The organism is Tannerella forsythia (genome assembly GCF_001006485.1).
Classification (GTDB): Bacteria; Bacteroidota; Bacteroidia; order Bacteroidales; family Tannerellaceae; genus Tannerella; species Tannerella forsythia.
Genome location: NZ_JUET01000129.1, coordinates 33,740 through 57,344 on the forward strand (window position 1 = coordinate 33,740; position 23,605 = coordinate 57,344).

The following is a 23,605-nucleotide window of genomic DNA, read 5'->3' on the forward strand; positions in this document are numbered from 1 at the left end:
AACAACGTATACTATGAAACAACGTATTTTTTCTACATTTCTGTTTTTACTTCTGGCAACTGCCTCGTATGCCCAAAAGAAGCCCCTTGATCATTCGGTCTATGATGGCTGGAAAAGTCTTTCGAACATCCGCATCAGCAAGGACGGTAAAATCCTGACGGCACTGATCCAGCCGCAGGAAGGTGATACAACCCTATGGGTTAAAAACTTATCAAAGAATCGAGCGCTCACGATCGAGCGGGTCAAAACGTATGTCGTCTCGCCTGACGGAATATTTACGGTAGGACTTGTAAAAGCTCCCTTTGCCGAACGGCGCGAGGCGCGGATTAAAAAGAAAAAGAAAGAAGACCTGCCGAAAGATTCACTCGTTATCGTAGACAACCGGACATTGGCCATACGGAAGATTGCGGGAGTGAAAGCATTCAAGGCGCCCGAAGAGATGAGCGGTCATATTGCTTATACCGTTACAGCGCCGAAAGATACGGCCAAGAAAGACAAAAAAGAGAAAGACCTGCTGATTCTCCACAACCTGATTACACAGTACGAAGATACGATTCGCAATGCCAAAGACCATCTATTCAATAAATTCGGGAACGCTTTTGCCGTGAACACCGAGCCGGACAAAAAAGATACGACCCGAACACCCGAGGTCCTTTTCTTTGATCTGAAGAATGATGTACGCCAAACCATCTCGAAAGAGAAGGCCGAATACAAATCGTTCGCGTTCGACGAGCAAGGAAAACAACTCGTTTATCTCGCCACGAAAGATACGTCAAAGATCGAACAGAAAGCATTCGAGGTGCGTTATTTCAAAAAAGGCGCCGACTCGGCAGTAGTGATCGCCGGAAAGAACGTTGCGGGACTGCCCGCAGGATGGATATTCAACGAGTTTTCAACCCCGCGTTTCAGTAAGAATGGCGAACGGATTGTGATCGGGGCTGCCCCGAAGCAGGCAGCCAAAGACACGACAATCATCGACTTTGAAATGGCAAAACTCGATATCTGGCATTGGAAAGACCCGCTCATCCAGCCGCAGCAACTTGTAGAATTGAGACACGAACAGAGCCGTACCTACACAGGAATCATCGACCCGAAAAAACCGAATGCTTTCCTTTCCGTAGCAACCGAGGAGATGCCTTTCTGTAGCATCGCCAACGAGAATAACGGCCGCTTTGCACTTCTCGGATCCGACAGACCCTACCGGCTGGAAACGCAGTGGGATGTATCGCCCCGGTTCGACACGTGGACATACGACTTTGAAACCGACCGTCTGCAACCTGTGGCACGTGCCATGGGAGGCCGTCCGACGCTCTCGTCGCAAGGAAATTATACGATCTGGTGGGACGCCGCTCAACGTCACTGGTTCGCTTTCGACAATCACGCCCGCACCACGGTAAATCTGACCAAAGACATCGGCGTGAATTTCTGGAACGAAGAGCATAATACGCCTTCTCTGCCCGGTTCATACGGACTCGTAGGATGGGGCGAAAACGACGAATACGTACTGCTCAACGATGCATTCGATATCTGGAAAATCGATCCGAAAGGCATCAAAAAACCGGAAAACTTTACGCTCGGAAAAGGACGGAGCAACTCCCTCGTGTTGCGCTACGTGCGTACCGACCCGGAAAAACGTTTCTTCGCACCGAACGATCTGCTGCTGCTCTCGGCCTTCGACAAGCGCAGCAAAGAAAACGGATTTTATACGCTGAAGACAGGTCGGCGAAACCTGCTGCAGAAGCGACTCATCGATACGTATACGTTCCCGTCGGTCGTGAAAGCCAAAGAAGCCGATGTGTTTGCTTTTCTGAAAGGCAACTTCCAAACATCGCCCGATCTATACGTTACGAGGGACTTCTGGAAATCGACCGACAAACTGACCGACATCAATCCCCAAATGCGTGATTACAGATGGGGCACGGCCGAACTGTTCGCGTGGACGTCTTTCGCCGGCATCCCCTTGCAGGGCCTCGTCTACAAACCCGAAGACTTCGATCCGCAGAAGAAGTATCCGGTCATGATCTACTTCTACGAGAAACATTCCGATGAGCTTTATCGCTACTATCCTCCCGCTCCGAGCCGTTCCATCATTAACATTCCTTTTTTCGTCAGCCGGGGATACGTGGTTTTTGTTCCCGATATTCACTATACGGTCGGCCATCCGGGCGAAGACGCTTACAACGCCATCGTCGCGGGAGCGGAAGCGCTGGCACGGAACGCGTGGATAGACAAAGCAAACATGGCCATTCAGGGACAGAGCTGGGGAGGCTATCAGGTCTCTTATTTAGTGACGCGCACCGATATGTTTAAGGCGGCCGGTGCAGGTGCGCCCGTGTCGAACATGACGAGTGCATACGGCGGCATCCGCTGGGAGTCGGGACGCAGCCGCCAGTTCCAGTACGAGCAGACACAGTCACGTATCGGTGCGACGATGCAGGACTCATTGAATCTGTATATTGCCAACTCGCCGGTGTTCTTTGCCGACAAAGTGCGCACACCGTTGCTGATTATGCACAACGACAAAGACGGCGCGGTGCCCTGGTATCAGGGAATCGAATATTTCATGACACTGCGGCGTATGGGCAAACCCGTGTGGATGCTCCAGTACAACAACGAGGCGCACAACCTCCGCGAACGCCGTAACTGCAAAGACCTCTCCATCCGTCTGCAACAGTTTTTCGACCACTACCTCAAAGGCGCTCCCGCTCCGGTATGGATGACAAAAGGACTCCCGGCCACCGAAAAAGGCAAGTCGTGGGGCTACGAATTAGATACGGACAAGTAAGAGCAATCGATTCGGACGATTCGGAGGATGTGCCGGAGCTTCTCGTTCCGATACATCCTCCGATGGTCTGTAAAAGTGTGAGGAATGTCCGGCGAAGAGAAAGAACTGACCGCCTTAAAGAATGGCTCGTATCAAGCGTTCGAGGCCATTTATAAACGGTATGCGGGCAAGCTTTACAACTTTATCATGACTCTCTCGCACGGCGACTGCTATATGGCAGAAGAGATCGTGCAGTCGGTTTTTATCAAATTATGGGAAGTGCATCGTGAGATCGATCCCGAAAAATCTATTCTTTCTTTCCTTTCCGTGATCGCCAAAAACATGCTGATCAACAAATATCAGCGACAGACGATGGAATACTTGTATCAAGAATTTGTGCAGAATGAAGAACCTGCCTGCGATACCATCATGGAAAAGGAAATCGACGCCAAATGGCTCGAACAATTTATCGACGAGCTAATCGAACAGTTGCCTCCGTCGCGCAAAAGAATCTTTATCCTGAGCCGGAAAAAATATCTATCGACCAAACAAATCGCCAAAATCATGCAGATTTCCGTAAGTACGGTAGAAACGCAGCTATGGCTGGCGGTCAAATTCATTCGTAAGCATTTTGAAAAGAACTTCCATCGATTATTTCTTCTCGGCCTCATTCTGTTAATTTAGTATAATTGTATGATATCGCATTCGGGGAATTGGCGTCATCGATTGTACTGTGTATATCATCATATAAGGAAAAATGAAAAAAAACGATTATATCCGTCTATCTGAAAAATATATCCGCGACGAAGCCACGGAAGAAGAAAGAGAACGTCTCTTCGACTGGATTCGGCACAATGAAAAGATCAACCGGTTAATGCTAAAGCGGCTGGAGCAAGCGGCATGTGACGTAGATCACGACACGGAAATGCGGATGTACGAACACATACGCACGTCCATTCTGCCTAAGAACAAACAGGTATGCCTTAATCGTTCGTGGCGTAAAACGATTCGACAGGCTGCCGTATGGTTGCTCCCGATCTTATCCGCGTGGTCAGTCTACCTCTTTACTTCTCGCCCTTCATCCGAAAACGATCTGCTAACCATCACCGCACCTCCAGGAGAAAGAGCCGAAGTGGTGCTGACGGATGGAAGTCGGGTCTGGATCAACTCCGGTTCAACGCTCACCTGTGACGGGACCTTCAACCACAAGGAGCGAAGAGTTTTTCTGAAAGGAGAAGCCTATTTCGAGGTTCAAAAAGACGCGCGATGTCCTTTCATCGTACATGCCGGTGAGATGGAGATAGAAGCACTCGGTACGTCCTTCAACGTGAACGCATATCCCGATATCAATCACGTTTCTTCCGTTCTATTGGAAGGAAGTATTCGGGTCAATGCAGAGGGAGAAGAACACATCCTTTCCGAAAACGAACAGATTATTTTCGATCGTTCGAGCCACACATTATCGACCGGTAAGGTCTATGCGGCCGACTTCATCCAGTGGAAAGAAGGGAATCTATACTTTGAGAACCGTTCGTTCGACGAGATTGCCCTTACGCTCTCGCGCGTTTTCAATGTCGAAATCCGGTTCGCCTCCGAAGAGCTGCGTGCCGTCCGGTTCTCCGGCACACTGGGCGGAGGAAGTATCCGGAACGCGCTCGACATCTTATCGCTGACTTCTTCGATGTGTTATGAAATGAACGGTACGACCGTAGTGTTGTATTGTAAATAACCGTTTGTGGCGGAATCTCTCTTGCATTCCATAACGGGAGAACTGCTCTCGGGCCAGCCGTATGCTCTGATCGGCAGCTTGGATAAAAAAGCTGTTTGCACCGATACGGAAACGGTCTTGAGTGATTACAGCCTGACTTGAACGCTTGCCATGATGCTCCGCCCACGTATGTTATACGTGTAACCCGTTTCGCTCAACAACCCATAGTTCGCATAGTGGTATGCTCTTCGATTCAGAAGATTCATACCCGTCAAACTGAAATCGGCACGCTTTGACACGGTCCACCTTACCGACGCGTCGAGCAATACGAGATTCGTTGAGTTTCCCGAACTGAATCGGGTATAGTAATGTTCACCCCCTATACCGATTTGCCAGGCTTTGTCAGGTATAATCGTAAAGGCAAGATATTGCTTCCATACATCATGAGCGCTCTTTCCGGAAGATTCAATATCCATCGTATTCCTTGTATACAGTAAACGATAATCCATCGACAACCCATTGGTAAAAAAGCCTTTCAGATACGGTTGTACAAAAGTCTTTGTCAATACATACGATGATTCTACATGCTGCTTCATGGAAGTAGTCCAAATCCGTACATGGCCGGCATCAAGTCCTAAAGTCAGTTTACCCGACATCAATCCTTTGCTTATGCTTCCATTTACCGCTAAATTTCGGCTCTCATTCTTGATCGGAACGAACGAGTGAAGGATATAATCCCCCATAAATAATTGACTCCTCATTGATGGATAACGATTCCATTCCAGTCTTCCCATCCCATAAAAAAACAACGAAGTAATGGGATTCCGATATCTGACGTTTAAGGTTGCGGTACGTTCTTCTTTGTATTCGGAAACATCTTCGGGAACAGTTAAATTTCTAAAATCATTCATCATGACATTCCGGAGATGCATATCTGCCTTAGGCGGGCTCAGGGAATACTTGAACTGTGCCGCCATATCCATCTTCGCACTGATTTGATGGCGGAGAGAAAATGCCGGAGCCACGGAAGCAAAATGTTCCGTACCACTCTCATCAGTCAGCTTATTTCTGATGTGATGCAAATGATAGCTCACAGGAACAGATAAGGTAAACAACCATCTGCTTGATCGAAACGAAACGTCCGGAGAGAAGTAGGGATTCAACAAGGAGAAACCCATCTCGTTTCGTGTGGGATAAGAAAGCGCTATTCCGTGCAAATCTGCGTCGATGTTATGATGATTGAAATCTATTCCTCCGCGGGCGGATACCTTCCATCGGTTGAACAGCCAACCGTAGCGAGCCTCCGTAACGGAACGATAATCTCCCGTCGTCACCTGCTGTATGGCGGAATTGTCTGCCGTTATATGCAAGGATTGAGGTTTATAAACATAGCTGTTTCGTGACGAAAACGTGAGCAGACGGTTGTTTATCCGTTTTACTGCCTGCACATCATTCGCAGCACGGAAAGACGGCGTTTCGGCATTTTGCAGAAGAGAACGCGTACCGCCTATCGTCGAAGTCGCCTTATCCCAATCGGCATCGAGATACAGATTGTCTTTCAGAAACAGTGCGGGACGATTGACCTGCAACGCCCAATGACCGCCCAGACGGTGCGTCTGCGTCCGCATCGCCTTTCGTTCAGTGAACGACGGGATCTTTTCATCAAAATAATTCGTTTCATACGCCGTCAGATAATCCAACTTGTCCCCCTCGTATGTCAGGTTGAATTTTGCATCTCTGCCTTCACCTGTACGCCACGAGTTCGAGGTATGGGCAAGCATGGAGAAGTTATCACGGGTTCTCTGCTCGTCGATCGGCGAAGACAACCGCCCTGCTGTGACAGGATCGTCCCAAAGCTGATCGGCATACCCGTTGCCCGAAAGGCTGCTTTCGATCTGTCGCCGGCTTTGTGAGGCCGGATTCCATCCGGTACGGTTGATACGAACCGTTTCCATATTCTGCCACTTGCCGGCGATACGCATGGCAAATGCGGAAGCATCGTATAAAAACGGTGATATCCCTGCCCCTCCGTGAAGTATGGCGATCCATTTATGGCGCGCTTCTTCCTTCAGCTTTATATTCAGTCCTGCCCGTTGAGAAAATTCCAGCCCCTTCAGCACCTGAACGGGTTGATGATTCTCCAAGACATCGACACTCGCTACATCCGAAGGAGAGATGTTTTCGGTTGCCAATCCGTAACGACCGTCCATAAAATCGGAACCGTCAATATAGAATTTATTGATCGGCTCACCATGGTATTTGATTTGCCCGTTCTCTTCCACCTTTACTCCCGGCAGGCGTTTAAGGACATCCGAAAGATTCTTATCTGCCGGTGTGGCATACTTACTCATATAGTAAGTCAGCGTATCGCTTCGCTGTTCTATGTCCGGCGCCGTGACGGTTACATCGTTGAGTTGCGTGGGCCGGGGTACGAGATATACGGTCATAGGCGAAGATGACACGCCGATCCTGATGGTTTGAGAAGCATAACTCATACATTGAAACCTTAAAAACAAGTCAGGGACAGACGTAGGATATTTTATGCCAAATTCACCCTGATCATTCGTTATGGTGTATGGATATGGATGATCTGATGAGTCTTTAACCTGTACGATAACCCCGGCAACAGGAGATTGATCGTCCTTATCGAGCACCACGCCACGAACTTCCTTCGTCTGACCATAAACGACAGACAGGCTAAAGAATGCTGCAAATATCGCTGTTATGATTCTCATAAGCCTATTTTTTAATCCTTCCGCCAGTCTGTTTCGATATAATCGTAAGTTAATCCGCGGGGCTTAGCCAGATCGGTTCTCGTTTCTCCGTTATTCGTTACATCCACCTTGATGCCGCTGACCGTTTCAAGATACCCCAGCGGATTGATGTCATACGTATATTTCGTCTGATAAAACTTCACACGCGAAGTCTTGTTATAAGGTACATCCGGCATCGTGATACGACGATCGGACTTGGAATTTATTCCCACGCAAACAAAGGAATAATGGCTCTTGGCATCTCGCACTTCCATGATAAAGCCGGGAAGCCCGCCGAACTTCCATGGGCCGTCGGCTACCGGTATCTCATCGGTATAATAAGCGATGTAGTCTCTGCCCCTGAAAGCGCATCTTGCACTTTTACACTTGTAGCCAAGCACCTCTTTGGTCTCCTCCGTCATCGTCCATGCTTGCACGGGAACCGGTTCTTCAATAAGAAACCAGTCCGTAGCGATCTTGTCCGTCGTCGTGAACTTGCCTGCCGGATAGTTCTTATAGATCGAATACGTCTGCCCTCCGATATAGCGTCCGGGGTCTGCTTGTATCTGGTCGGCAGTAGACATCCGAATCAATGAATCGACCTGCATGGTGCGATAACTGGAAAACTTGGATAACCCCTGCCCCACCTGCAAGATCATACGGTCTGTTACAGCCGGCGACATCCGGGTTGTATCACGCAAATACCTGTAATCGAACATAAATTCCATAACCGTCTTGCCCATCTCTTTTTGTTCAGCCGATGCGACGGAGTTTGCCGACATTTGCCCCCCCTCCACGCGAATCACCTGCACCTTCTGTGCATAACCTGCGACGATAGCACTCAGGCTAAGCGTCATCATCCATACCATTTTTTTCATACGCTATACATTTTGTTATTGATTTAACTTTTCCGCAAAACTACGGGCGATGCTCTCGCGAAAGAAAAATAATCCTTACTGCAACATTGACAATTATTACTAAATTATTACCGAAGTCGCTATTTGCCTGTTCATCGATTCTCCCAAACGAGAAATAGTTTATTTTTGCAGTATGGAGAAGAGGATTAAAATACTGCATGGGCTAACGATAGGAGCCATCCTTGCATTCTGCACGATGCAGAGCTACTGGCTTTATCATCGTTATTCATATACACTGGAAACCCACGAGAACGAATTATATGAAACGGTTCTCGAGGTGATGCAAGAAGAACGGGAGGTAAGGAAATTTAAGAAAAGACCGGATATAAACATCCTGACCAATACGAAAATAACCGCATCGACCGAACCGGGAAAAGCTGGCATCTTAAGCACCGTATTCGACATTTATGCGGTTGACTTAAAGAAAACCGAACGGAAGGATATCACCGAGAAAGACATCAAAAACATCATCCGTATGTATCAAACGGCCCAAACAGAAGGCATCACGCATTATCGTTTCAACATAACCAATCATCCTAAAGATCCTAACGAATATGACGCATTGGAACGCTTTATCATCGATTTTCGCAGTCCGTTCGAAATCGCACGAGTAGATTCTCTGCTCCGTCAAAGAGGGATTACGGCAAAAGATATCCACATAGAACGAGCTGATTCGATGGTTTGGTTGCCTCTGAGATTTAATCATACCTCAACGTTCAACCCGCACATCACCATATCATACCCATACGATATATTTGAAAGGGAGATGGTGAACATTACGTTACCGGTCGAATTATCTCCGGTACTATCCCAAATGATGAATTTATTACTCTTATCGATCGTTCTTTCCGTTTTTCTCATCAGTTGCCTTGTGGCACAGATTGCAACGATACAAAAACAGCGCAAAGTGGAAGAATTGCGGCAGGACTTCATTCATACCATGATCCACGAACTGAAACGCCCCATATCGACTTTAAAGATGTGTATCTCTTTTATGCGTAACGACAAATTGATGGAAGATAAAGAAAGTAAAGAGGCTGTTCTTGCAGATTCCCGTCATGAACTGAATAACCTGTCGTCCTATTTCTCGAAGTTACGAGACCTCACCTTCAACGATGTAACGGAAATACCGCTCACGTTGTCGGCTTTCGACTTGCGGAGTACCATAACCGACTGTATCGAAAAGCTCAGCATCCCGAGCGGAAAAACAGCCGCCATCCATCTCCTTTCTGACACAAAATTGACGGTAACAGCCGATAAAATGCACCTCAGCCATATCATCAGCAATCTATTGGAGAATGCGATCAAATATTCGGGGAAAAAAGTGGAAATAAAAATCGGCTACTGCGAGAATAACCACGAATCCATTGCAATCTCTGTTCAAGACAATGGCTTCGGCATTTCAAAATCAGACCGCAAATACATCTTCGACAAGTTCTTTCGCAGCCCGTCCATCACAGACAGGAATATCCCGGGCATGGGACTGGGGCTGGCCTATGTCAAACAGTTAGTGACAGCTCATAAAGGTTCGATCGAAGTGGAAAGCGAAGAAGGAGCCGGCACCGTTTTCACCATTAAACTACCGCAATGACAGACGCTATACACATTTTATTGGTCGACGATGACATCAAAAATTCCATGCTTCTGAAAAAGTTTCTGGAAGTTGAAGAGTATCGTGTAACCTACGCCAACAATGGAGCCGTAGGTTGGGAACTGTTGCAAACTGTTCGTCCCGATTTAATCCTGCTGGATATCAATATGCCGGAAATGAATGGCTTTGAACTTGCCCGCAAAATACGGGAGGTGAATCAGAAAGTGCTGATTTTTTTCCTGACAGACCGCACAGAGAAGAATGACAGACTGAAAGGATTCAGTCTCAAAGGGAACGATTACATCCCCAAACCCTTCTATCCCGAAGAACTTATCGCAAAAATCAAAGAGCGTTTTGAACATAGAGCAGTGGAAACTCAAAAACAGTTCATCATCGGAAAAACATCGTTCGACAGCAATCTTTCTTCTGTTTCGTATCAGGGCGTCTCACACGTATTAACCGCCAGACAGACCGACATCCTTCTCCTGTTAGCCCAGAATATGGGAACGACGGTTGAACGTGAACATATTCTCAAAACCGTCTGGGGAGATGACAGTCATGCAAACTCATTGGCTCTGAATGTTCAAATCACCTATCTGAGAAGAATACTTGAAGACGATCACAGTATTTCCATCATCTCTTTGAAAAAGAAAGGGTATATCCTTCAGGTCAGCTTGTAAAAACCCGACTTGCCGTGTAATCTCTCCGAAAATCGGCTGAAGAAAAAGAACGTCATCATTCCGATAAAACAGTGCATTTTTGTTCTTCCTTAATTCCGCAACTTTATTATAATCCTTGATATAGTAAAGCACTAATTAAATTTCATAGTATTTTATCAATTTCCTTGTATGATAAATCGCTCATTTATTTGCAGACGCCATAGCTTCCCCTTACCCCACCAAGCGTTTAAGGGGAGGGCTGCGCATGATATCCCCACAAAAACTGAAGGCTTATCCAAAATCAAACTTGAAGATAGAGGCGTATGCGTGTTGGCTTGTGTATATGTTCAGCATATTTTGCCTTGCTGTCTCTATCCTTTTAGCAGGTACTGTGATGAATTTGAATACGAAGGTCTTAATCCTGCTTGTATGCTTCAATCCAAACGCCTTGATGTCCTCGTCCTGCATGAGAAGTTTGTAGAAGTTTCGTATCATGGCGGTAAGAATCAGGAAGACGGCGTTTTCTGCCATGAAGGACTTAGGCAGATGGTTCCAACAAATGTTGGTGTGTTCGTTTGGCATCAAACTTTTCTGCTTCAAGAAACTCATGGTCAAAATCTATAATATAGTCCGTATTGGTATCTAATTGTCCCGATTGTAATAATGTATCCAGAGGAGAGGCTCATTTACTTTCTCTGCGGAATTAAAATTATAAGACTTGTTCAAAGAGTGGACTCATAGGTAATATTGTCTGTCTTGAGCTCATCTATCGCCCTGAGTATAGTATCGGAAGAGCAAGTTCGCAAGGAAGGATGAATTCAGGCGGGACAGGCCGTGGCGACACATAAGGCCGTCCACACCCGCAACGAATAACCGTATGCTTTCCGGCACTGGCCTTATCGACGGCACGATACAGTAACGGTATCCGCCTGGCCTGTATCGTGCCGTATCGGTTTAGCGGCTCACATAGTCGTCGAAGTATTTGCAGTATGTACAGGCATCTTTGTAGAAGGCCGTTTCTTTATACTGCACAAGCTGATTGAAATAATTCACCGTTTCGGCGGGTAAACCCGCGACACTTTATGAACAGAAGATACTCTTCGCCGTCGCTCCCAAAGAAAAGTATTACCACGGTAAAACCATATGTTTTAAGTTCAGTTCGAACTTATCCGTAAACAATACAGGCAAAACCGTTAAAAACCTCCGGGACAATTTTCATCATATTGTATTTGCTGATTGACTCTACCCTGCCCTAATCAAAAACCGGGAATTGGTATATCGGAAAGAGTTACGTATATTTGTCGACTTTAAAGATTTATGTTTATGGAACGTTTCAGTGAACTATGTTATCCGATTTTTGAACAGGCTACCGACGATTACCATTTGACAGACGATGTTGATGCCGTGATTCGAAATCCTTATCCGCAAGAGAACATTGAATGTTATCTCTATTTAAAAAATTGGATCGATGCCGTGCAGTGGCATCTCGAAGATATTATTCGCGATCCGAAGATCGATCCTTCCGAAGCTCTGGCTATCAAACGGCGTATCGATCAATCCAATCAGGATCGCACGGATTTGGTTGAACGAATTGACAGTTACTTTCTCGATAAATATAAAGATGTACGTGTTTTACCTGATGCGACCATCAATACGGAAAGTCCTGCATGGGCGATAGACCGTCTTTCGATTCTGGTATTGAAGATTTATCATATGAAGGCTGAGGCAGACCGTACGGATGCCGAGGCTGGTCATCTTGATGCGTGTCGACGGAAACTGAACGTATTGCTTGAACAGAAAAAGGACCTTTCCACCGCGTTAGATCAGCTATTAGATGATATCCGTCAAGGACGGAAGTATATGAAAGTCTACAAACAAATGAAAATGTATAATGACCCGTCGCTTAATCCTGTGTTATACGGTAAAAAATAAAGCTTCGGTATGAAACCGCAAATTACGATTAAAAGAGCGCTGGTAATCCGTTTTCGCCGAGTGGGAGACTCTGTCTTGGCTGTTTCGGTATGCAGGAGCCTGAAAAAAACATTTCCCGGAGTTCGGGTCGATTTTGTTCTGAATGACCATATCGCTTCTTTGTACGAAGGGCATCCGGATATAGATCGGATTATCACTTTTAGTGACAAAGAAAACTATAACCTACCTAAGTATTTGAAACGTGTCCATCGTTTGATGCGTGATACGCATTACGATGTGATTATTGATATGCGTGCTACGGTTAAAACTCTTTTTTTCAGTCTTTTTTCGTTACATACTCCTTTTCGTATAGGAACGAAAAAAGCGTATAGTCTTTTTCTGAATAATTACCGAGTACCTAATCGGGATGACGCATCGTTAGATATGGTACAATCTAATTTAAGGTTGTTGAAACCTTTGGAAAGAGTTGCCAAAGTAAAATATGACAGTTCGTTTTGCTTGTTTGTTCCCGATGAAGAGAAGGCCGTTTATCGTTCATATATGGAGTATCAAGGGATTGATTTTAAGCGAACTGTAGTCCTCATGGCCGTTACTACCCGTATTGAAGGGAAAGGCTGGGATATGGAACGTATGAAAGTCATTATTGAAAAAACGATCGAAGCCTATCATCCGCAGATCATTTTTAATTATGTCGGCGAACGTGAGAAACGGATTTGTTATCGGTTATATGAAGACTTGGGCAAAAATTCTCATATTTTTATGAATATAGAAGCGAACTCGCTTCGAGAATTACGTGCGCTTACTTCGCTTTGCGATTTCTTTTTTGGAAACGAAGGAGGCCTTCGACATATTGCACAGGCCTTGGATGTACCTTCTTTTGCCGTTTATCCTCCCGGGATAAGTAAAACGCTTTGGCTTCCGGGACATCATGTGCGTTTTCAGGGGATAAGTCCGGATGATATTCTTCCGGACGACGGAACAATGACGAAAGAAGAACGTTTCGGATTATTGACGACTGAACGTGTGTGGGAAGAGCTCGATAAGATGTTAAGCACCTATCTCTTAAAATAGGATATGACAGACTCGTAGCATAGCAGTTGATTCATTGTTGTTTTTCGGGGATCATAATTTTATTCGCACGATTCCGCCATAGGGTGTCAGGTTACGGAGGGCTTCTTCGGGAGGGAGGGCTTCTGCGTAAATCCGGGCAGACATCAACACGCCGCCATGCGTAAAGACGGCAATCCGCTCGAAAGGCAAACGGCGGACCTCGTCGAGAAACGACGCGACACGGCCGAAGAGTTCTTGATATGACTCGCCGTTCGTCGTGGCGACATGGAGGTAATCGTCATACCATTCCTGCATACGCGGATCGGTAATCGCGTCGAAACGCTGCATCTCCCAGTCGCCCATGTGTATCTCTTTGAGGCGGTCGTCACGGAGCGCCTCCGGGTATCCGCAGTAGGCAGCCAGCCTCGTGCAACGGCTTAGCGGACTGGTATAGACGGCGTCAAACGCATAGCGGTCAAGCTCTTTTTTGACTGTCGCGGCTTCCGCTTCGAACGAGGGTTTCAGCGGCACATCCGTTTGTCCGTAGCATGTGCCGGCGGGCACATCGACCGACGTGTGCCGTATCAGATAAATATCCATATCGTGTTTAAGGTGATGAAGTAAGATAATTCGCAAAGAAGGAAAGTCGCGCCGCAGCAGTCGCCCGTGTATCCGCCGATGCGGCGTCTCATGTACTGCACGAGCCACACCATGACGCTGTTCGGGACAGAGGCGGTCACACATATCCATAGAGCCATGTAAGGCATTTCTTTCAGGAAAAGGACGCATCCGAGCATCGGTACGAGGGCGAACAACAGTCCCACGGTAAAAGTTCGGGCCGACATCCGGTCGTAGACCTTTTTAATCTTGCAATCTTCTTCGTTACGGGCATAAGGAAGGAGATTGACGATTTGTGAAGCGGACCACTTAGACCATACATCGGCGAAAAAGAGCAGAACGATCGGCAGGTTGGCCGAACGTTGCGCGAGGGAAACCGTCGAGGTAACCCAAAGAGCTACATAGACGACAAGCGCCAGCACGCCATACGTTCCGATATGCGAATCTTTCATGATGGTAAGCACCTGTTCCCGCGACCGTCCTCCGCCGAATCCGTCGAAAAAATCCGCCAGCCCGTCTTCATGCAAGGCGCCCGTCAGCAATAACCGTCCGGTGAAAACCAGCAGGATAGCTAAAACAACAGGCAGATGAAAGAATAACGCTATTCCGTAGATAGCCGTCATCACGCCGCCTGTCACCCAGCCGGCGACGGGCCAGTAGCCGACGATGCGTTTGAAACTGTCTGCCGGCACACGCCGGAGCTTCCACCACGGCAGCCGGGTGAAGAACATCAGCGCGGCAAAGATATCGTCGATCATCTTCAGAAGTATTTCGTGATTCTGCCTTTCCCGAACGAGTCCATCTCGTTGATCATCCGTACGGCTGACTCAATCAGCGGATAAGCGCAAATTGCGCCCGTACCTTCGCCCAGACGCATCCCGAGGTCGAGCAGGGGACGCGCTCCCAACGCCTGCAGCACCAGACGATGCCCCGCTTCGTCTCCACAGTGCCCGAAGACGGCATACGACAAGACATCAGGGTACAGACGCGCCGCGGCCAGCATGCAGTTCGTCATGATGAACCCGTCTACCAGAATCAGCATCTTGGCCTCCGCTGCCTGCAACATCCCACCCACGGCCATCACCATCTCATACCCTCCGAACCGGCTCATCACCTCTTCCGTCGAACGTTCGCCGCGAGCCTGCTCCAATGCCCGGCGGAGCACGTCGTACTTGTGCCGGATGCCGGCGCTGTCCAGCCCTGAACCGGCGCCGACGCATTGCTGTAAGGGAATATCCGTCAGGCAGGTCATCCATAGCGATGACGACGAGCTATTACCGATTCCCATCTCACCGAAGCTGACGACGTTACATCCTGTAGCATGCACGTCGCGTACCACGGCAGCTCCACACTCCACGCACAGTTCCATCTCCTCACGCGTCATTGCCGCTTCATGCAGGTAGTTACGTGTGCCTTTGCGCACTTTCCGATCGATGATACCCAGTCCGGGCGGAAAATCATAATCTACTCCCGCATCGATCACTTTCAGCATGAAGCCGTGCTGACGACAGAGGAAATTGACGCCTCCTCCGCTACTTTTTATGAAGTGAATGCATTGCTGCCAAGTTACTTCCTTGGGCGATATGCTGACACCCTCTTCCGTAATGCCGTGATCGGCCGCAAAAATAAGGTTGAAGGGACGTCGCAACGAGGGGCTGAGTGTCTGCTGAATCAACCCTGCTTGTAATGCCAACTCTTCGAGACGCCCGAGCGAGCCTTTCGGCTTCGTCAGGTCGTCGATTTTTTCCTGTAACGCTTCACGGATATGCTCGTCAGGCTTTTGGATATGGAATTGCTTCATGATGGAGATCCTTTATCTGCAACAAATTTACGCAAACAAAAAAGAATTGTCGTTATAAAACGATCGGAAGTTACCATGACTGTGCAGCGCTCATCGTTTGTTTACAGAATTCGCCCCGTTAAACGAAACGAAAGAACGGGATAGACGACCCATTTCTGCAACGTGTACGAAAACTCAGGCCGGTTGATGTCTGCCTTGCCCAGATTCGTTCCGTGCCTGTCATAAATATCGGGCTTACCTTGTACCATCGCTCCCAACTCCATCCGGAAGCCGACTCTTCGCACGGGAATGGCACGTCCGTAGCCAATGGCCGCATACGGCTTAAAAACGCTCGCGCGCACTTCTGCCTCGATTCGTCCATGCTCCGCCGGAATGATGTAACCATCCCATTTCAGATCGCGGTCCGACTTTCCGTTCAGTTTAGCAATCGCCCTGTTTCCAAGATAGAAACCTCCCGATACGAAAAATGCCGAACGGGTCGGATAGAAATCGAGCAATATCTTGCTGTTCACCATCCGGACCTCACCGTTTATATCGGTTCTGTTGGCGTATTCTTTCCCATGATCATACAGATTCATCTTTGCGGTGAAATCTACCGCAAGCGCTGATACGCCGCCCCGCAGCATCCATTTCGGATGCAGCGAAGTGACCAGCTCCGCATCGATCCCCGTCGTACCCATCGAGAGTCCTGCGCCCAGCGATGAGAAAGTCCCTCCGCCTTGCGCTGCCGTATGCATGGATACCATCCATCCGCATACCATTAATAATACCGTAATCTTTTTCATCTCTTTTTCAAACTTGCAACAAAAATACAACAGCTTGTGATGATTCCGAGTTGAATTCGTTATTTTTCTCGTTTTTCTTGCATGTTACCTATCGGTAACGTAACTTTGCGGTTACTTATCGGTAACATTACAATTGAGAAGGAGACATGAAAGATAGAGAACGTACGGAGAAAAAGATTCTCGACGCAGTCGGAAGCATTATCGCGGGCGACGGCTTCGAAGGGATAGGGATAAATGCCGTAGCCCAACAAGCAGGAGTATCTAAGATGCTTATATATAGGTATTTCAAAGGGTTGAACGAGCTGATTTCCAGTTATCTTCTCCAAAAGGATTACTGGGTAAACACAAACATCGATTTTAGGGAATCGTCCGACATCGGCGAAAGTCTGAAACGACTGTTCCGTGAACAGATCCGGCAGATGCGCGGCGATATTACACTGAGACGATTGCACCGATGGGAATTGTCCACAGCGGATCAGACGGTCCGCCTGTTGAGGGAAAGAAGGGAACGGAACGGCTGTGAGCTGGTAAAAGCGGTGGGTGAGCTGACCCATTCGCCCCATGCGGAGGTCGCCTCTTTGGCAAGCATCCTTTCGGCATCCATCAGCTATCTGGTCTTGATGGAAGAACAGACGGCCGTGTATAACGGCATCGATTTGCAGAGCGACACGGGATGGGAGCAGGTCGCGCAAGGAATCGACCTGATGATTGATTTATGGATGAAACATGTACGACAATGAGAAAGATAGTATTCATCGTTTTATTTTTAGGAATAATGAACCGTATATTCGCACAAAACACAGATTTTCTGTTCATGATTGAGCAGGCAGTGAAAGCTCCTTCGGGACACAACACGCAGCCGTGGCTGTTTAAGACAGGAGAAACAGAGATAGAGATCCGTCCCGATTTTACCAAATCGTTGCCGGTCGTCGATCCCGATAATCGGGAACTGTTCGTCAGTCTCGGATGCGCCGCGGAGAACCTTTGTATCGCGGCGTCGCACAAAGGATATCGCACAAAGGTTGCTATCGAGGAAAATGGAATTATCCGCATCATCCTTTCCAGGGAAGAGGAGGACATTCCTTCTCCGCTGTTCTCTCAACTGTCCGTCAGACAAACGAACAGGAGTATTTATAACGGAAAGATCATCCCTGAGGACAGCATCCGACGCCTGAAATCCATCGCGACGGAGCCTTGTATAGGCATTCATTTCTTCCAAAACGGCTCCTCGGAGTTTGAGGCCATTTCGGAACTGATTTATGAGGGAAACAGTCGGCAGATGCGAGACCAGCACTTTCTGGCCGAATTGCGGCAATGGATGCGCTACAACAAGAAGCATCAGAACACGACAAGAGACGGGCTGAGTTATGCCGTATTCGGTGCGCCCAATCTGCCGCGTTTTATCTCAGAGCCTATTATCTCTCAAGTGATCAATGAGAAATCTCAAAACAAAAATGACCGGAAGAAGATCGCCTCCTCTTCTCATTTTATCCTGTTTACCACCCGAAACAATACGATCGAACAGTGGGTAAACGCAGGCAGGACCTTGGAGCGCATCCTTCTGACAACTACAGCTATGGGGATTGTTCATGCGTATATGAACCAACCCAATGAGATTCCGGAACTTTCACGAAAGATGGCCGAAATGCTGGGTATGACCGATGAATACCCTACCGTCCTGATACGCGTAGGGTACGGAGAAAAAATGCCCTATTCCTTAAGAAAAAGCATAGAGGAGCGGATGGTTAAGGAGTAGTCACGGAGCAACGCGCATTCCGATAATCGCTCTTCTTGCTGCTCAGAACGAATTGCTCGGGACTTTTCTGTGATTTCTGATCAAAAAGACGTACCTTCGAAGTCTGAAAAACATTATGTCTCATTTAAAACGCAATCGTCATGAAAAAAATCGTTATTCTTACAGGAGCCGGAATGAGTGCCGAAAGCGGAATCTCTACGTTTCGCGACTCGAACGGATTATGGGAAAATTATCGGATTGAGGACGTGGCTACGCCCGAAGGGTTCATGAAAAATCCGCAGTTGGTACTTGACTTCTACAATCATCGCCGGCGCGAATTGCTGAACACCCAACCGAATGCCGGACATCGTGGTCTGGCTGATTTGGAAAAAGATTTCGAGGTACATATCATTACACAGAACGTTGATAACCTGCACGAACAGGCAGGCAGTACCCACGTTACTCACCTGCATGGGGAGCTGATGAAGTCTTGTTCAGTCAAGAACCTCAATCGTCCGTACGATATTTCGCCCGAGCAGCCCGATCTGCATGTCGGAGACAAAGCGCCCGACGGCGGACAGCTGCGTCCCTTTATCGTCTGGTTCGGTGAGCCTGTGCCGAAAATTGAAGAGGCGATCCGATACGTCGAGGATTGTGATATTTTCGTCGTGATCGGCACCTCGCTCAACGTTTATCCTGCGGCCGGATTGTTGAACTATGTCCGTAAGGAGCAGCCCATCTTCCTGATTGATCCGAAAGAGGTGAAAGCGTATCGCAGCGATATCGAATTTATCCGGTACGGCGCTTCGGAAGGTGTAAAGCGACTCACCGAACGGCTGAAAACGATGCGGTAAAAAAGTTGTAACAAAATATGCGCTGCTCCGTCTTCTCCATGACGGGGCGGTCTTCCGATCGGCCGAGGAAAGCTGTCCTGTCTTTGCAATAAATTACTATCTCATTATTCTGGTTTACAGCCTGTTTATTTCTTCCAGCAGAAAATCTTCGATGTTGATGTACCGCACACCTCGATCGTCTGTCCATGGCAGGATATCGTCGCGTACCACGACGATTTTGGTATAGGAGTCGTCGGTGCGGTTGAGGGAATTGACCTCCTGCCGCCGTTTTTCTTCATCGGCCACGGTCAGGGCCGACTGGATGTAGTAACGTTTGTCCGTCAGATTGACCACGAAATCAATTTCGAGCTGCGTGCGTACCTTCTTCCCGGCGACGGTGTGGTTATACTCGACCACGCCGACATCCACGTTGAACCCCCGTGCCGTGAGTTCGTTGTAAAGGATGTTCTCCATGATATGGTTTTCTTCCTGCTGACGGAAGTTCAGGCGGGCGTTGCGTAACCCTATGTCCGTGAAATAGTATTTCAGAGGCGTGTCGATATAGGAACGCCCCTTTATATCGTAGCGGTACGATTTACCCAGAATGTACGCATCGATGAAGCAGTCGAGGTAGGCGGAGACGGTTTCGTTCTTTATCTTCAATCCCTTGACCGACCGGAACGTATTGGACAGCCGAGTCGGGTTGGTAAGCGAGCCCACGGCGGAAGCCACGACATTGAGCAGCTCGTCAAGGGTCTCCGCATCGGCGCGCAGACGGTTGCGCTCGATAACGTCTTTGATGTAGGTAAGCCGGAAGAGGTCTTGCAGGTACTTGGATTTCTCCCCGTGGGTACTTTTCTGCATGACAAGCGGCATTCCCCCGTAGGTCACGAACTCACGCCACGCGAACCGTTTCTCCTTGGGGTAGGCGGCGTGAAACTCATCGTAGGTAAGGGGCGTGATATGTATCTCCTCGCCCCGGTCGCGGAAAGCGGTAGCCACGTCGGAAGATAGCATCTTGGAGTTGCTACCCGTTACATAGACATCGACGTTCGACAGACCTTTAAGCCCCAGAAGCACATCTACGAAGGTGATTTTGGAACCGGAGTTTCCAGGCAGATAGGGATTGTCTACCTCCTCCACCATCTGTATCTCGTCGAGCAGGACATAGTAATCTTTCGCGGTGTCGCCGACCAGCTGCCGGAGGTATGCCCCCAGTTCCAGCGGATTGCGGTAACGTGCGTTGATGTCGTTGTCCAGTTCGAGCATAACAATTTGCTCCGGCGCGATGCCCTCCTGCAGGAGATAGTCGCGGTAGAGGACGCCCAGCAAATACGACTTTCCGCACCGTCGGATGCCCGTTATAATCTTTATCTGACCGTTCTTGCGGCTTCCGATCAACCGCCGAAGGATTCTTTTGCGTTCTATTCTCATCTTTGTAAAGGCTGTTTTTGCGGTTGTCCGCACTTTTACCCTGCAAAAATAGGAATAATATCCATAACTCGGTTGTAATCACCCGGTAATTTTTCGTCTATCCCGTTTCTGTTTCGGCAATTCCCTGATTCTACACCGCTGGCGTCGGCGTGACCGGTTTCGCCCTGTCCCGTGTTTCCGGCTGTCTCCGCCTGCCGCATCGCCTTGTTTACGGATGTTTTCTACGTTGTTTCCCTTCTGTTTTACACCTGTTCCGAAGCCATTGCCGCGTCGCTTCCCATGTCTTACTTTGCAGCGTCTTCCCCTTCGGGAAGCGACATTGACAACACGAGTATTTACTAAAAAAAGGCGCAGGGATGGAAAGCATCGGCCACTCCGGCATATCCGTACTGGACAGGCAAGCGGAACGGTCTGCTTTATCGCTCCGATGATGCAGTGTTGAAAAAGAGGTGAAAATCTCTGAACTAAAACGTTTCACAAATGCCAGACCGCCTCACTCCGTCCGACTCTCCTTTATCTCATAAAGTCCGTCCGTTATTTTCTCTATTCTGCTTTCCGATTCGAATTGTTTGAGATACGATTCAAGACGAAAGCTAATGGTAGGCACCAGTATATATTTCATTTCCTCTGCCGGCAGACTTTGGCAAAAAGCCTTTACATCATTCACGAACTGCCACTGCTCTTCCCACCCCCTATCAACCAACCATACGGACAAACGTCTATCTTTATCCTGAATTGTCAACAACCTTTTATCACTATCATAGTAAACATCTTGCCCCTCTGTTAAACACATAGATGCTATTGGTGCCCATGTTGCCCAGCTACATGCTATGATATTTGAAGAAGAAGGGAAGGTTTCAATAGCTCTTTTTTGATTTTCACAGTCAGTTTTCAATTCCGACTTAAGGGAATGAATATACCATGGATAGAAGATATGCCCGGAAGCAAGGCACAGTTCATCTGCGGTAGCTACATACTGCCCGGCCCCTATGCCAAGAGACAACGCAGCACCTGATGAAGAGAACGAAACAGAACAAATGTCAAGAACAAGACCTTCATTGTATCTCCTATCTTCATACGTGTATGACAGATTCGGATTCGGAACCCATAATCTTACCGACACCGTGTAGTAACCAATCACACACACCACCACAGCGTATCTCAATAACCTGCGGTTCGAGAGTGTGCGGCAAATCCATGACAACGCCCTGACGCCTGCTATAATTACAAAAGGTGCGATGTAGAGATAGTGTTTGCTAGCGCAGCCCATCTTGCGAAAGAAAAAATGCAGAAGCAGAATGGGCAGCAAAACGAGAAAGAGCTCTCTCCACATACGCTGACTGCACAGTCTGCATATTCCAAGTGGAAGCAAGAGCAGATATGGAAGGGAGTAGAAGCCGAAAATGGACATCATATTCTGTGTCAGCGTAATTATACCATTCCATGCTTCATAACTATTTGCAGAAGAAAAGAAGTCCGCTTTAAGAAGCCGGAAGAAAAAGATATCTACTGTAACAACTGATGCGGCATAGACAATCGAAAGGATTATGCTTTTTTTCGAAGTCTTGCCCTCGAACAGGAATAAGGGGAGAATGGCGGGATAGGCTATCATGACATCCGCCCGCAGCAATGGAGCCGCACACATAAGCAGGCCGGCTGTCCAGTACCGTTCCTTTGTCAGGCATATCATAGCCCAGACAAAACAGGCGGCGGCCGGAATGGCGGAATTAGGATACATAGCTATGGCATACATTTCAGGCAGGAGCATTGCGGCAATCAGCACATTTACCCGCCTCCCGTTTGTGACGTGACGGGCAAACTCAACGCATCCGATTAGAAAAATAAGACTTGAAACAGCTGTCACAAGACAATATATCTGCTCGCACGTCAGGATGGGCATCAGGTGTTTCAACGCAACCACCATAATGATTGTCAGCGGTTGCATATAGTACGCGTAACTAATGACAGGGGGAAACTCCAGCCCATGACTGTACGCATAATCGCATCCGAGTATAAGCTGCAAACTATCAGTTTCATAGCATGCAAGCGGAAATACACCTAAGGCACACCATACTATGAATACCGACATCAATATAAGGTAGGCATGTCTGTTGGTAAAATTCCACCAAAAGGAAAATAATTTCATAAATTATTTATATGTTTCTGTTTATACATTTTGTAGGCTTCTTTCAGCATATCTTCATCGTTGTAGCGGGGGGCCAGTCCAAATCAGCAACTGTGTCGGAGATGTCCAGCACATATCCCTCGTCGACAATCATATACTGCTCTTTGTACATAATGAGAATACCGAGCGAGGCGAATATCCCGAGCATAGACTTGACAAGCCCCCCGGAGTAGGCAGCACGAATGAGCGAGAGCCCGCATCCCGAATCACGCCCCGCAGCAGATGACAATACACATTCATCTTCTTCATTTATAATTTATAAAGTAGTGTTCATCTGCGTAAGAAAGCATCTCTCTGTCGCCTCGGCTGTCGCCATATGCAATCAGACGGTACTCCTTCCGGTCGGGATATGCCGATTGCAGCCGCCTCACCTTTTCTGTGCCATAGCAATTCGGTGTAGAGAACCGTCCTGTCAGTACGCCGTTCTCGGTTTCGACCTCGGTACACAGCAGCCGGGTGAATCCGGCGGTTTCCGCCCACGGACGAATCCAGCGGTCTATCGATGCGCTGACGACGCACAACTCATATTTCCCGCCGGTATACTCTCTTACGGTCTGCAGCAACTGTTTTCTGAGCATTCGGGGTAACCGGTCTCTGCAAAAATCCTCACAATATGCGTCGAAGCGTCCGACAGACATCCCTTTAAAAAAATGGGAGAATACCCTTTGCTTGGCTTTCCAGTTGGGATAAAACCCTCCTTTCATCGCCACCAACATCGGGGCGAAGAGGGCAAGTCCCACCGCGAAACGCCAAAAGCCGAGGCTGAAGCGGATAAATGCAGGGAATGTGTCCCGCGTCGTCAATGTCCCGTCGAAATCGAAAGCTACCACTGTCCGCATG

General features: G+C 48.0%; 22 protein-coding genes and 1 pseudogene. 11 read left to right on the forward strand and 12 right to left on the reverse strand.

Going from position 1 to position 23,605, the window contains the following annotated elements; translation table 11 throughout:
• Positions 1 to 13 precede the first annotated feature (13 nt).
• The 4 genes from Tanf_RS12155 to Tanf_RS15845 all read left to right on the forward strand — a co-directional run bounded on the left by Tanf_RS12155 (position 14) and on the right by Tanf_RS15845 (position 4,634).
• Positions 14 to 2,785 (forward strand): alpha/beta hydrolase family protein, encoded by a 2,772-nt coding sequence (locus tag Tanf_RS12155; RefSeq protein WP_046826048.1) that lies wholly within the window; start codon positions 14 to 16, stop codon positions 2,783 to 2,785.
• A gap of 84 nt (positions 2,786 to 2,869) precedes the next feature.
• Entirely contained in the window at positions 2,870 to 3,448 is a 579-nt protein-coding gene (locus Tanf_RS12160) for an RNA polymerase sigma-70 factor (RefSeq protein ID WP_014224314.1), read from the forward strand.
• 73 nt (positions 3,449 to 3,521) lie between these two features.
• The gene (locus tag Tanf_RS12165; RefSeq protein WP_014224315.1) at positions 3,522 to 4,493 is read left to right on the forward strand and encodes a FecR family protein; all 972 of its coding nucleotides are present in this window, start codon (positions 3,522 to 3,524) and stop codon (positions 4,491 to 4,493) included.
• 6 nt (positions 4,494 to 4,499) lie between these two features.
• A complete protein-coding gene (locus Tanf_RS15845) occupies positions 4,500 to 4,634 on the forward strand; it encodes a hypothetical protein (RefSeq protein ID WP_014224316.1) in 135 nt (44 codons plus the stop codon).
• On the opposite strand, the gene Tanf_RS12170 is transcribed toward Tanf_RS15845, so the two are convergent.
• Together Tanf_RS12170 and Tanf_RS12175 are read right to left on the reverse strand one after the other, a co-directional pair.
• Entirely contained in the window at positions 4,619 to 7,207 is a 2,589-nt protein-coding gene (locus Tanf_RS12170; RefSeq protein ID WP_046826049.1) for a carboxypeptidase-like regulatory domain-containing protein, read from the reverse strand. The genes Tanf_RS15845 and Tanf_RS12170 overlap by 16 nt on opposite strands.
• A gap of 11 nt (positions 7,208 to 7,218) precedes the next feature.
• Positions 7,219 to 8,103 carry a GLPGLI family protein gene (locus tag Tanf_RS12175; RefSeq protein WP_046826050.1) on the reverse strand — a complete coding sequence of 295 codons (885 nt, stop codon included), beginning with the start codon at positions 8,101 to 8,103 and terminating at the stop codon, positions 7,219 to 7,221.
• 172 nt (positions 8,104 to 8,275) lie between these two features.
• Between Tanf_RS12175 and Tanf_RS12180 the strand changes: the two genes are divergently transcribed.
• The gene (locus Tanf_RS12180; protein WP_046826051.1) at positions 8,276 to 9,733 is read left to right on the forward strand and encodes a sensor histidine kinase; all 1,458 of its coding nucleotides are present in this window, start codon (positions 8,276 to 8,278) and stop codon (positions 9,731 to 9,733) included.
• Positions 9,730 to 10,413, forward strand: coding sequence for a response regulator transcription factor (locus Tanf_RS12185; protein WP_014224321.1), 684 nt, complete (start codon positions 9,730 to 9,732; stop codon positions 10,411 to 10,413). Before Tanf_RS12180 ends, Tanf_RS12185 begins: the two co-directional genes overlap by 4 nt.
• A 270-nt stretch (positions 10,414 to 10,683) precedes the next feature.
• Here Tanf_RS12185 and Tanf_RS16520 read toward each other — a convergent pair.
• Positions 10,684 to 10,947 (reverse strand): annotated as a pseudogene (locus tag Tanf_RS16520) (IS1380 family transposase); the annotation flags it as partial.
• 762 nt (positions 10,948 to 11,709) lie between these two features.
• On the opposite strand from Tanf_RS16520, the gene Tanf_RS12195 reads away from it, so the two are divergent.
• Together Tanf_RS12195 and Tanf_RS12200 are read left to right on the forward strand one after the other, a co-directional pair.
• Positions 11,710 to 12,324, forward strand: coding sequence for a DUF4254 domain-containing protein (locus tag Tanf_RS12195; RefSeq protein WP_014224324.1), 615 nt, complete (start codon positions 11,710 to 11,712; stop codon positions 12,322 to 12,324).
• 9 nt (positions 12,325 to 12,333) lie between these two features.
• Positions 12,334 to 13,395, forward strand: coding sequence for a glycosyltransferase family 9 protein (locus tag Tanf_RS12200; protein WP_014224325.1), 1,062 nt, complete (start codon positions 12,334 to 12,336; stop codon positions 13,393 to 13,395).
• A gap of 51 nt (positions 13,396 to 13,446) precedes the next feature.
• Here the strand turns inward: Tanf_RS12200 and cobC are convergent, their stop codons facing one another.
• From cobC to Tanf_RS12220, 4 genes are all read right to left on the reverse strand, one after another.
• The gene (gene cobC, locus Tanf_RS12205; protein ID WP_014224326.1) at positions 13,447 to 13,974 is read right to left on the reverse strand and encodes an alpha-ribazole phosphatase; all 528 of its coding nucleotides are present in this window, start codon (positions 13,972 to 13,974) and stop codon (positions 13,447 to 13,449) included.
• Positions 13,959 to 14,750 carry an adenosylcobinamide-GDP ribazoletransferase gene (gene cobS / locus Tanf_RS12210; RefSeq protein WP_046826053.1) on the reverse strand — a complete coding sequence of 264 codons (792 nt, stop codon included), beginning with the start codon at positions 14,748 to 14,750 and terminating at the stop codon, positions 13,959 to 13,961. The genes cobC and cobS overlap by 16 nt, the downstream gene beginning before the upstream one ends.
• Before the next feature lie 2 nt (positions 14,751 to 14,752).
• Positions 14,753 to 15,793, reverse strand: a complete 1,041-nt coding sequence (gene cobT / locus Tanf_RS12215; RefSeq protein WP_046826054.1) for a nicotinate-nucleotide--dimethylbenzimidazole phosphoribosyltransferase — start codon at positions 15,791 to 15,793, stop codon at positions 14,753 to 14,755.
• A gap of 101 nt (positions 15,794 to 15,894) precedes the next feature.
• Positions 15,895 to 16,578 carry a hypothetical protein gene (locus tag Tanf_RS12220; protein WP_046826055.1) on the reverse strand — a complete coding sequence of 228 codons (684 nt, stop codon included), beginning with the start codon at positions 16,576 to 16,578 and terminating at the stop codon, positions 15,895 to 15,897.
• Between the two features lie 146 nt (positions 16,579 to 16,724).
• On the opposite strand from Tanf_RS12220, the gene Tanf_RS12225 reads away from it, so the two are divergent.
• From Tanf_RS12225 to Tanf_RS12235, 3 genes are all read left to right on the forward strand, one after another.
• Complete coding sequence (locus Tanf_RS12225) at positions 16,725 to 17,318, forward strand: TetR/AcrR family transcriptional regulator (RefSeq protein WP_046826056.1); 594 nt, start codon at positions 16,725 to 16,727, stop codon at positions 17,316 to 17,318.
• A 35-nt stretch (positions 17,319 to 17,353) separates the two neighbouring features.
• A complete protein-coding gene (locus Tanf_RS12230; protein WP_046826057.1) occupies positions 17,354 to 18,334 on the forward strand; it encodes an Acg family FMN-binding oxidoreductase in 981 nt (326 codons plus the stop codon).
• A gap of 140 nt (positions 18,335 to 18,474) precedes the next feature.
• Positions 18,475 to 19,167 carry an SIR2 family NAD-dependent protein deacylase gene (locus Tanf_RS12235; protein WP_046826058.1) on the forward strand — a complete coding sequence of 231 codons (693 nt, stop codon included), beginning with the start codon at positions 18,475 to 18,477 and terminating at the stop codon, positions 19,165 to 19,167.
• Positions 19,168 to 19,281: 114 nt separating this feature from the next.
• On the opposite strand, the gene Tanf_RS12240 is transcribed toward Tanf_RS12235, so the two are convergent.
• The 5 genes from Tanf_RS12240 to Tanf_RS12255 form a co-directional block, all read right to left on the reverse strand.
• On the reverse strand, positions 19,282 to 20,580 hold the full coding sequence (locus Tanf_RS12240) for an ATP-binding protein (protein WP_014224333.1): 1,299 nt from the start codon (positions 20,578 to 20,580) through the stop codon (positions 19,282 to 19,284).
• 35 nt (positions 20,581 to 20,615) lie between these two features.
• Positions 20,616 to 20,780 carry a hypothetical protein gene (locus Tanf_RS15190; RefSeq protein ID WP_161794972.1) on the reverse strand — a complete coding sequence of 55 codons (165 nt, stop codon included), beginning with the start codon at positions 20,778 to 20,780 and terminating at the stop codon, positions 20,616 to 20,618.
• Between the two features lie 293 nt (positions 20,781 to 21,073).
• Positions 21,074 to 22,525 carry a hypothetical protein gene (locus Tanf_RS12245; protein ID WP_140230615.1) on the reverse strand — a complete coding sequence of 484 codons (1,452 nt, stop codon included), beginning with the start codon at positions 22,523 to 22,525 and terminating at the stop codon, positions 21,074 to 21,076.
• 244 nt (positions 22,526 to 22,769) lie between these two features.
• The gene (locus Tanf_RS12250; RefSeq protein ID WP_041590659.1) at positions 22,770 to 22,994 is read right to left on the reverse strand and encodes a hypothetical protein; all 225 of its coding nucleotides are present in this window, start codon (positions 22,992 to 22,994) and stop codon (positions 22,770 to 22,772) included.
• 16 nt (positions 22,995 to 23,010) lie between these two features.
• On the reverse strand, positions 23,011 to 23,604 hold the full coding sequence (locus Tanf_RS12255; protein WP_014224337.1) for an HAD-IB family hydrolase: 594 nt from the start codon (positions 23,602 to 23,604) through the stop codon (positions 23,011 to 23,013).
• Position 23,605: the final 1 nt, after the last annotated feature.

What these genes read in the sequence shown, in the direction of transcription:
- Tanf_RS12155 (WP_046826048.1), top strand. Translation starts at nt 14, where the DNA reads ATGAAACAACGTATTTTTTCTACATTTCTGTTTTTACTTCTGGCAACT.
- Tanf_RS12160 (WP_014224314.1), top strand. Translation starts at nt 2,870, where the DNA reads ATGTCCGGCGAAGAGAAAGAACTGACCGCCTTAAAGAATGGCTCGTAT.
- Tanf_RS12165 (WP_014224315.1), top strand. Translation starts at nt 3,522, where the DNA reads ATGAAAAAAAACGATTATATCCGTCTATCTGAAAAATATATCCGCGAC.
- Tanf_RS12170 (WP_046826049.1), bottom strand. Translation starts at nt 7,207, where the DNA reads ATGAGAATCATAACAGCGATATTTGCAGCATTCTTTAGCCTGTCTGTC.
- Tanf_RS12175 (WP_046826050.1), bottom strand. Translation starts at nt 8,103, where the DNA reads ATGAAAAAAATGGTATGGATGATGACGCTTAGCCTGAGTGCTATCGTC.
- Tanf_RS12180 (WP_046826051.1), top strand. Translation starts at nt 8,276, where the DNA reads ATGGAGAAGAGGATTAAAATACTGCATGGGCTAACGATAGGAGCCATC.
- Tanf_RS12185 (WP_014224321.1), top strand. Translation starts at nt 9,730, where the DNA reads ATGACAGACGCTATACACATTTTATTGGTCGACGATGACATCAAAAAT.
- Tanf_RS12195 (WP_014224324.1), top strand. Translation starts at nt 11,710, where the DNA reads ATGTTTATGGAACGTTTCAGTGAACTATGTTATCCGATTTTTGAACAG.
- Tanf_RS12200 (WP_014224325.1), top strand. Translation starts at nt 12,334, where the DNA reads ATGAAACCGCAAATTACGATTAAAAGAGCGCTGGTAATCCGTTTTCGC.
- cobC (WP_014224326.1), bottom strand. Translation starts at nt 13,974, where the DNA reads ATGGATATTTATCTGATACGGCACACGTCGGTCGATGTGCCCGCCGGC.
- cobS (WP_046826053.1), bottom strand. Translation starts at nt 14,750, where the DNA reads ATGATCGACGATATCTTTGCCGCGCTGATGTTCTTCACCCGGCTGCCG.
- cobT (WP_046826054.1), bottom strand. Translation starts at nt 15,793, where the DNA reads ATGAAGCAATTCCATATCCAAAAGCCTGACGAGCATATCCGTGAAGCG.
- Tanf_RS12220 (WP_046826055.1), bottom strand. Translation starts at nt 16,578, where the DNA reads ATGAAAAAGATTACGGTATTATTAATGGTATGCGGATGGATGGTATCC.
- Tanf_RS12225 (WP_046826056.1), top strand. Translation starts at nt 16,725, where the DNA reads ATGAAAGATAGAGAACGTACGGAGAAAAAGATTCTCGACGCAGTCGGA.
- Tanf_RS12230 (WP_046826057.1), top strand. Translation starts at nt 17,354, where the DNA reads ATGAACCGTATATTCGCACAAAACACAGATTTTCTGTTCATGATTGAG.
- Tanf_RS12235 (WP_046826058.1), top strand. Translation starts at nt 18,475, where the DNA reads ATGAAAAAAATCGTTATTCTTACAGGAGCCGGAATGAGTGCCGAAAGC.
- Tanf_RS12240 (WP_014224333.1), bottom strand. Translation starts at nt 20,580, where the DNA reads ATGAGAATAGAACGCAAAAGAATCCTTCGGCGGTTGATCGGAAGCCGC.
- Tanf_RS15190 (WP_161794972.1), bottom strand. Translation starts at nt 20,780, where the DNA reads ATGCGGCAGGCGGAGACAGCCGGAAACACGGGACAGGGCGAAACCGGT.
- Tanf_RS12245 (WP_140230615.1), bottom strand. Translation starts at nt 22,525, where the DNA reads ATGCAACCGCTGACAATCATTATGGTGGTTGCGTTGAAACACCTGATG.
- Tanf_RS12255 (WP_014224337.1), bottom strand. Translation starts at nt 23,604, where the DNA reads ATGCGGACAGTGGTAGCTTTCGATTTCGACGGGACATTGACGACGCGG.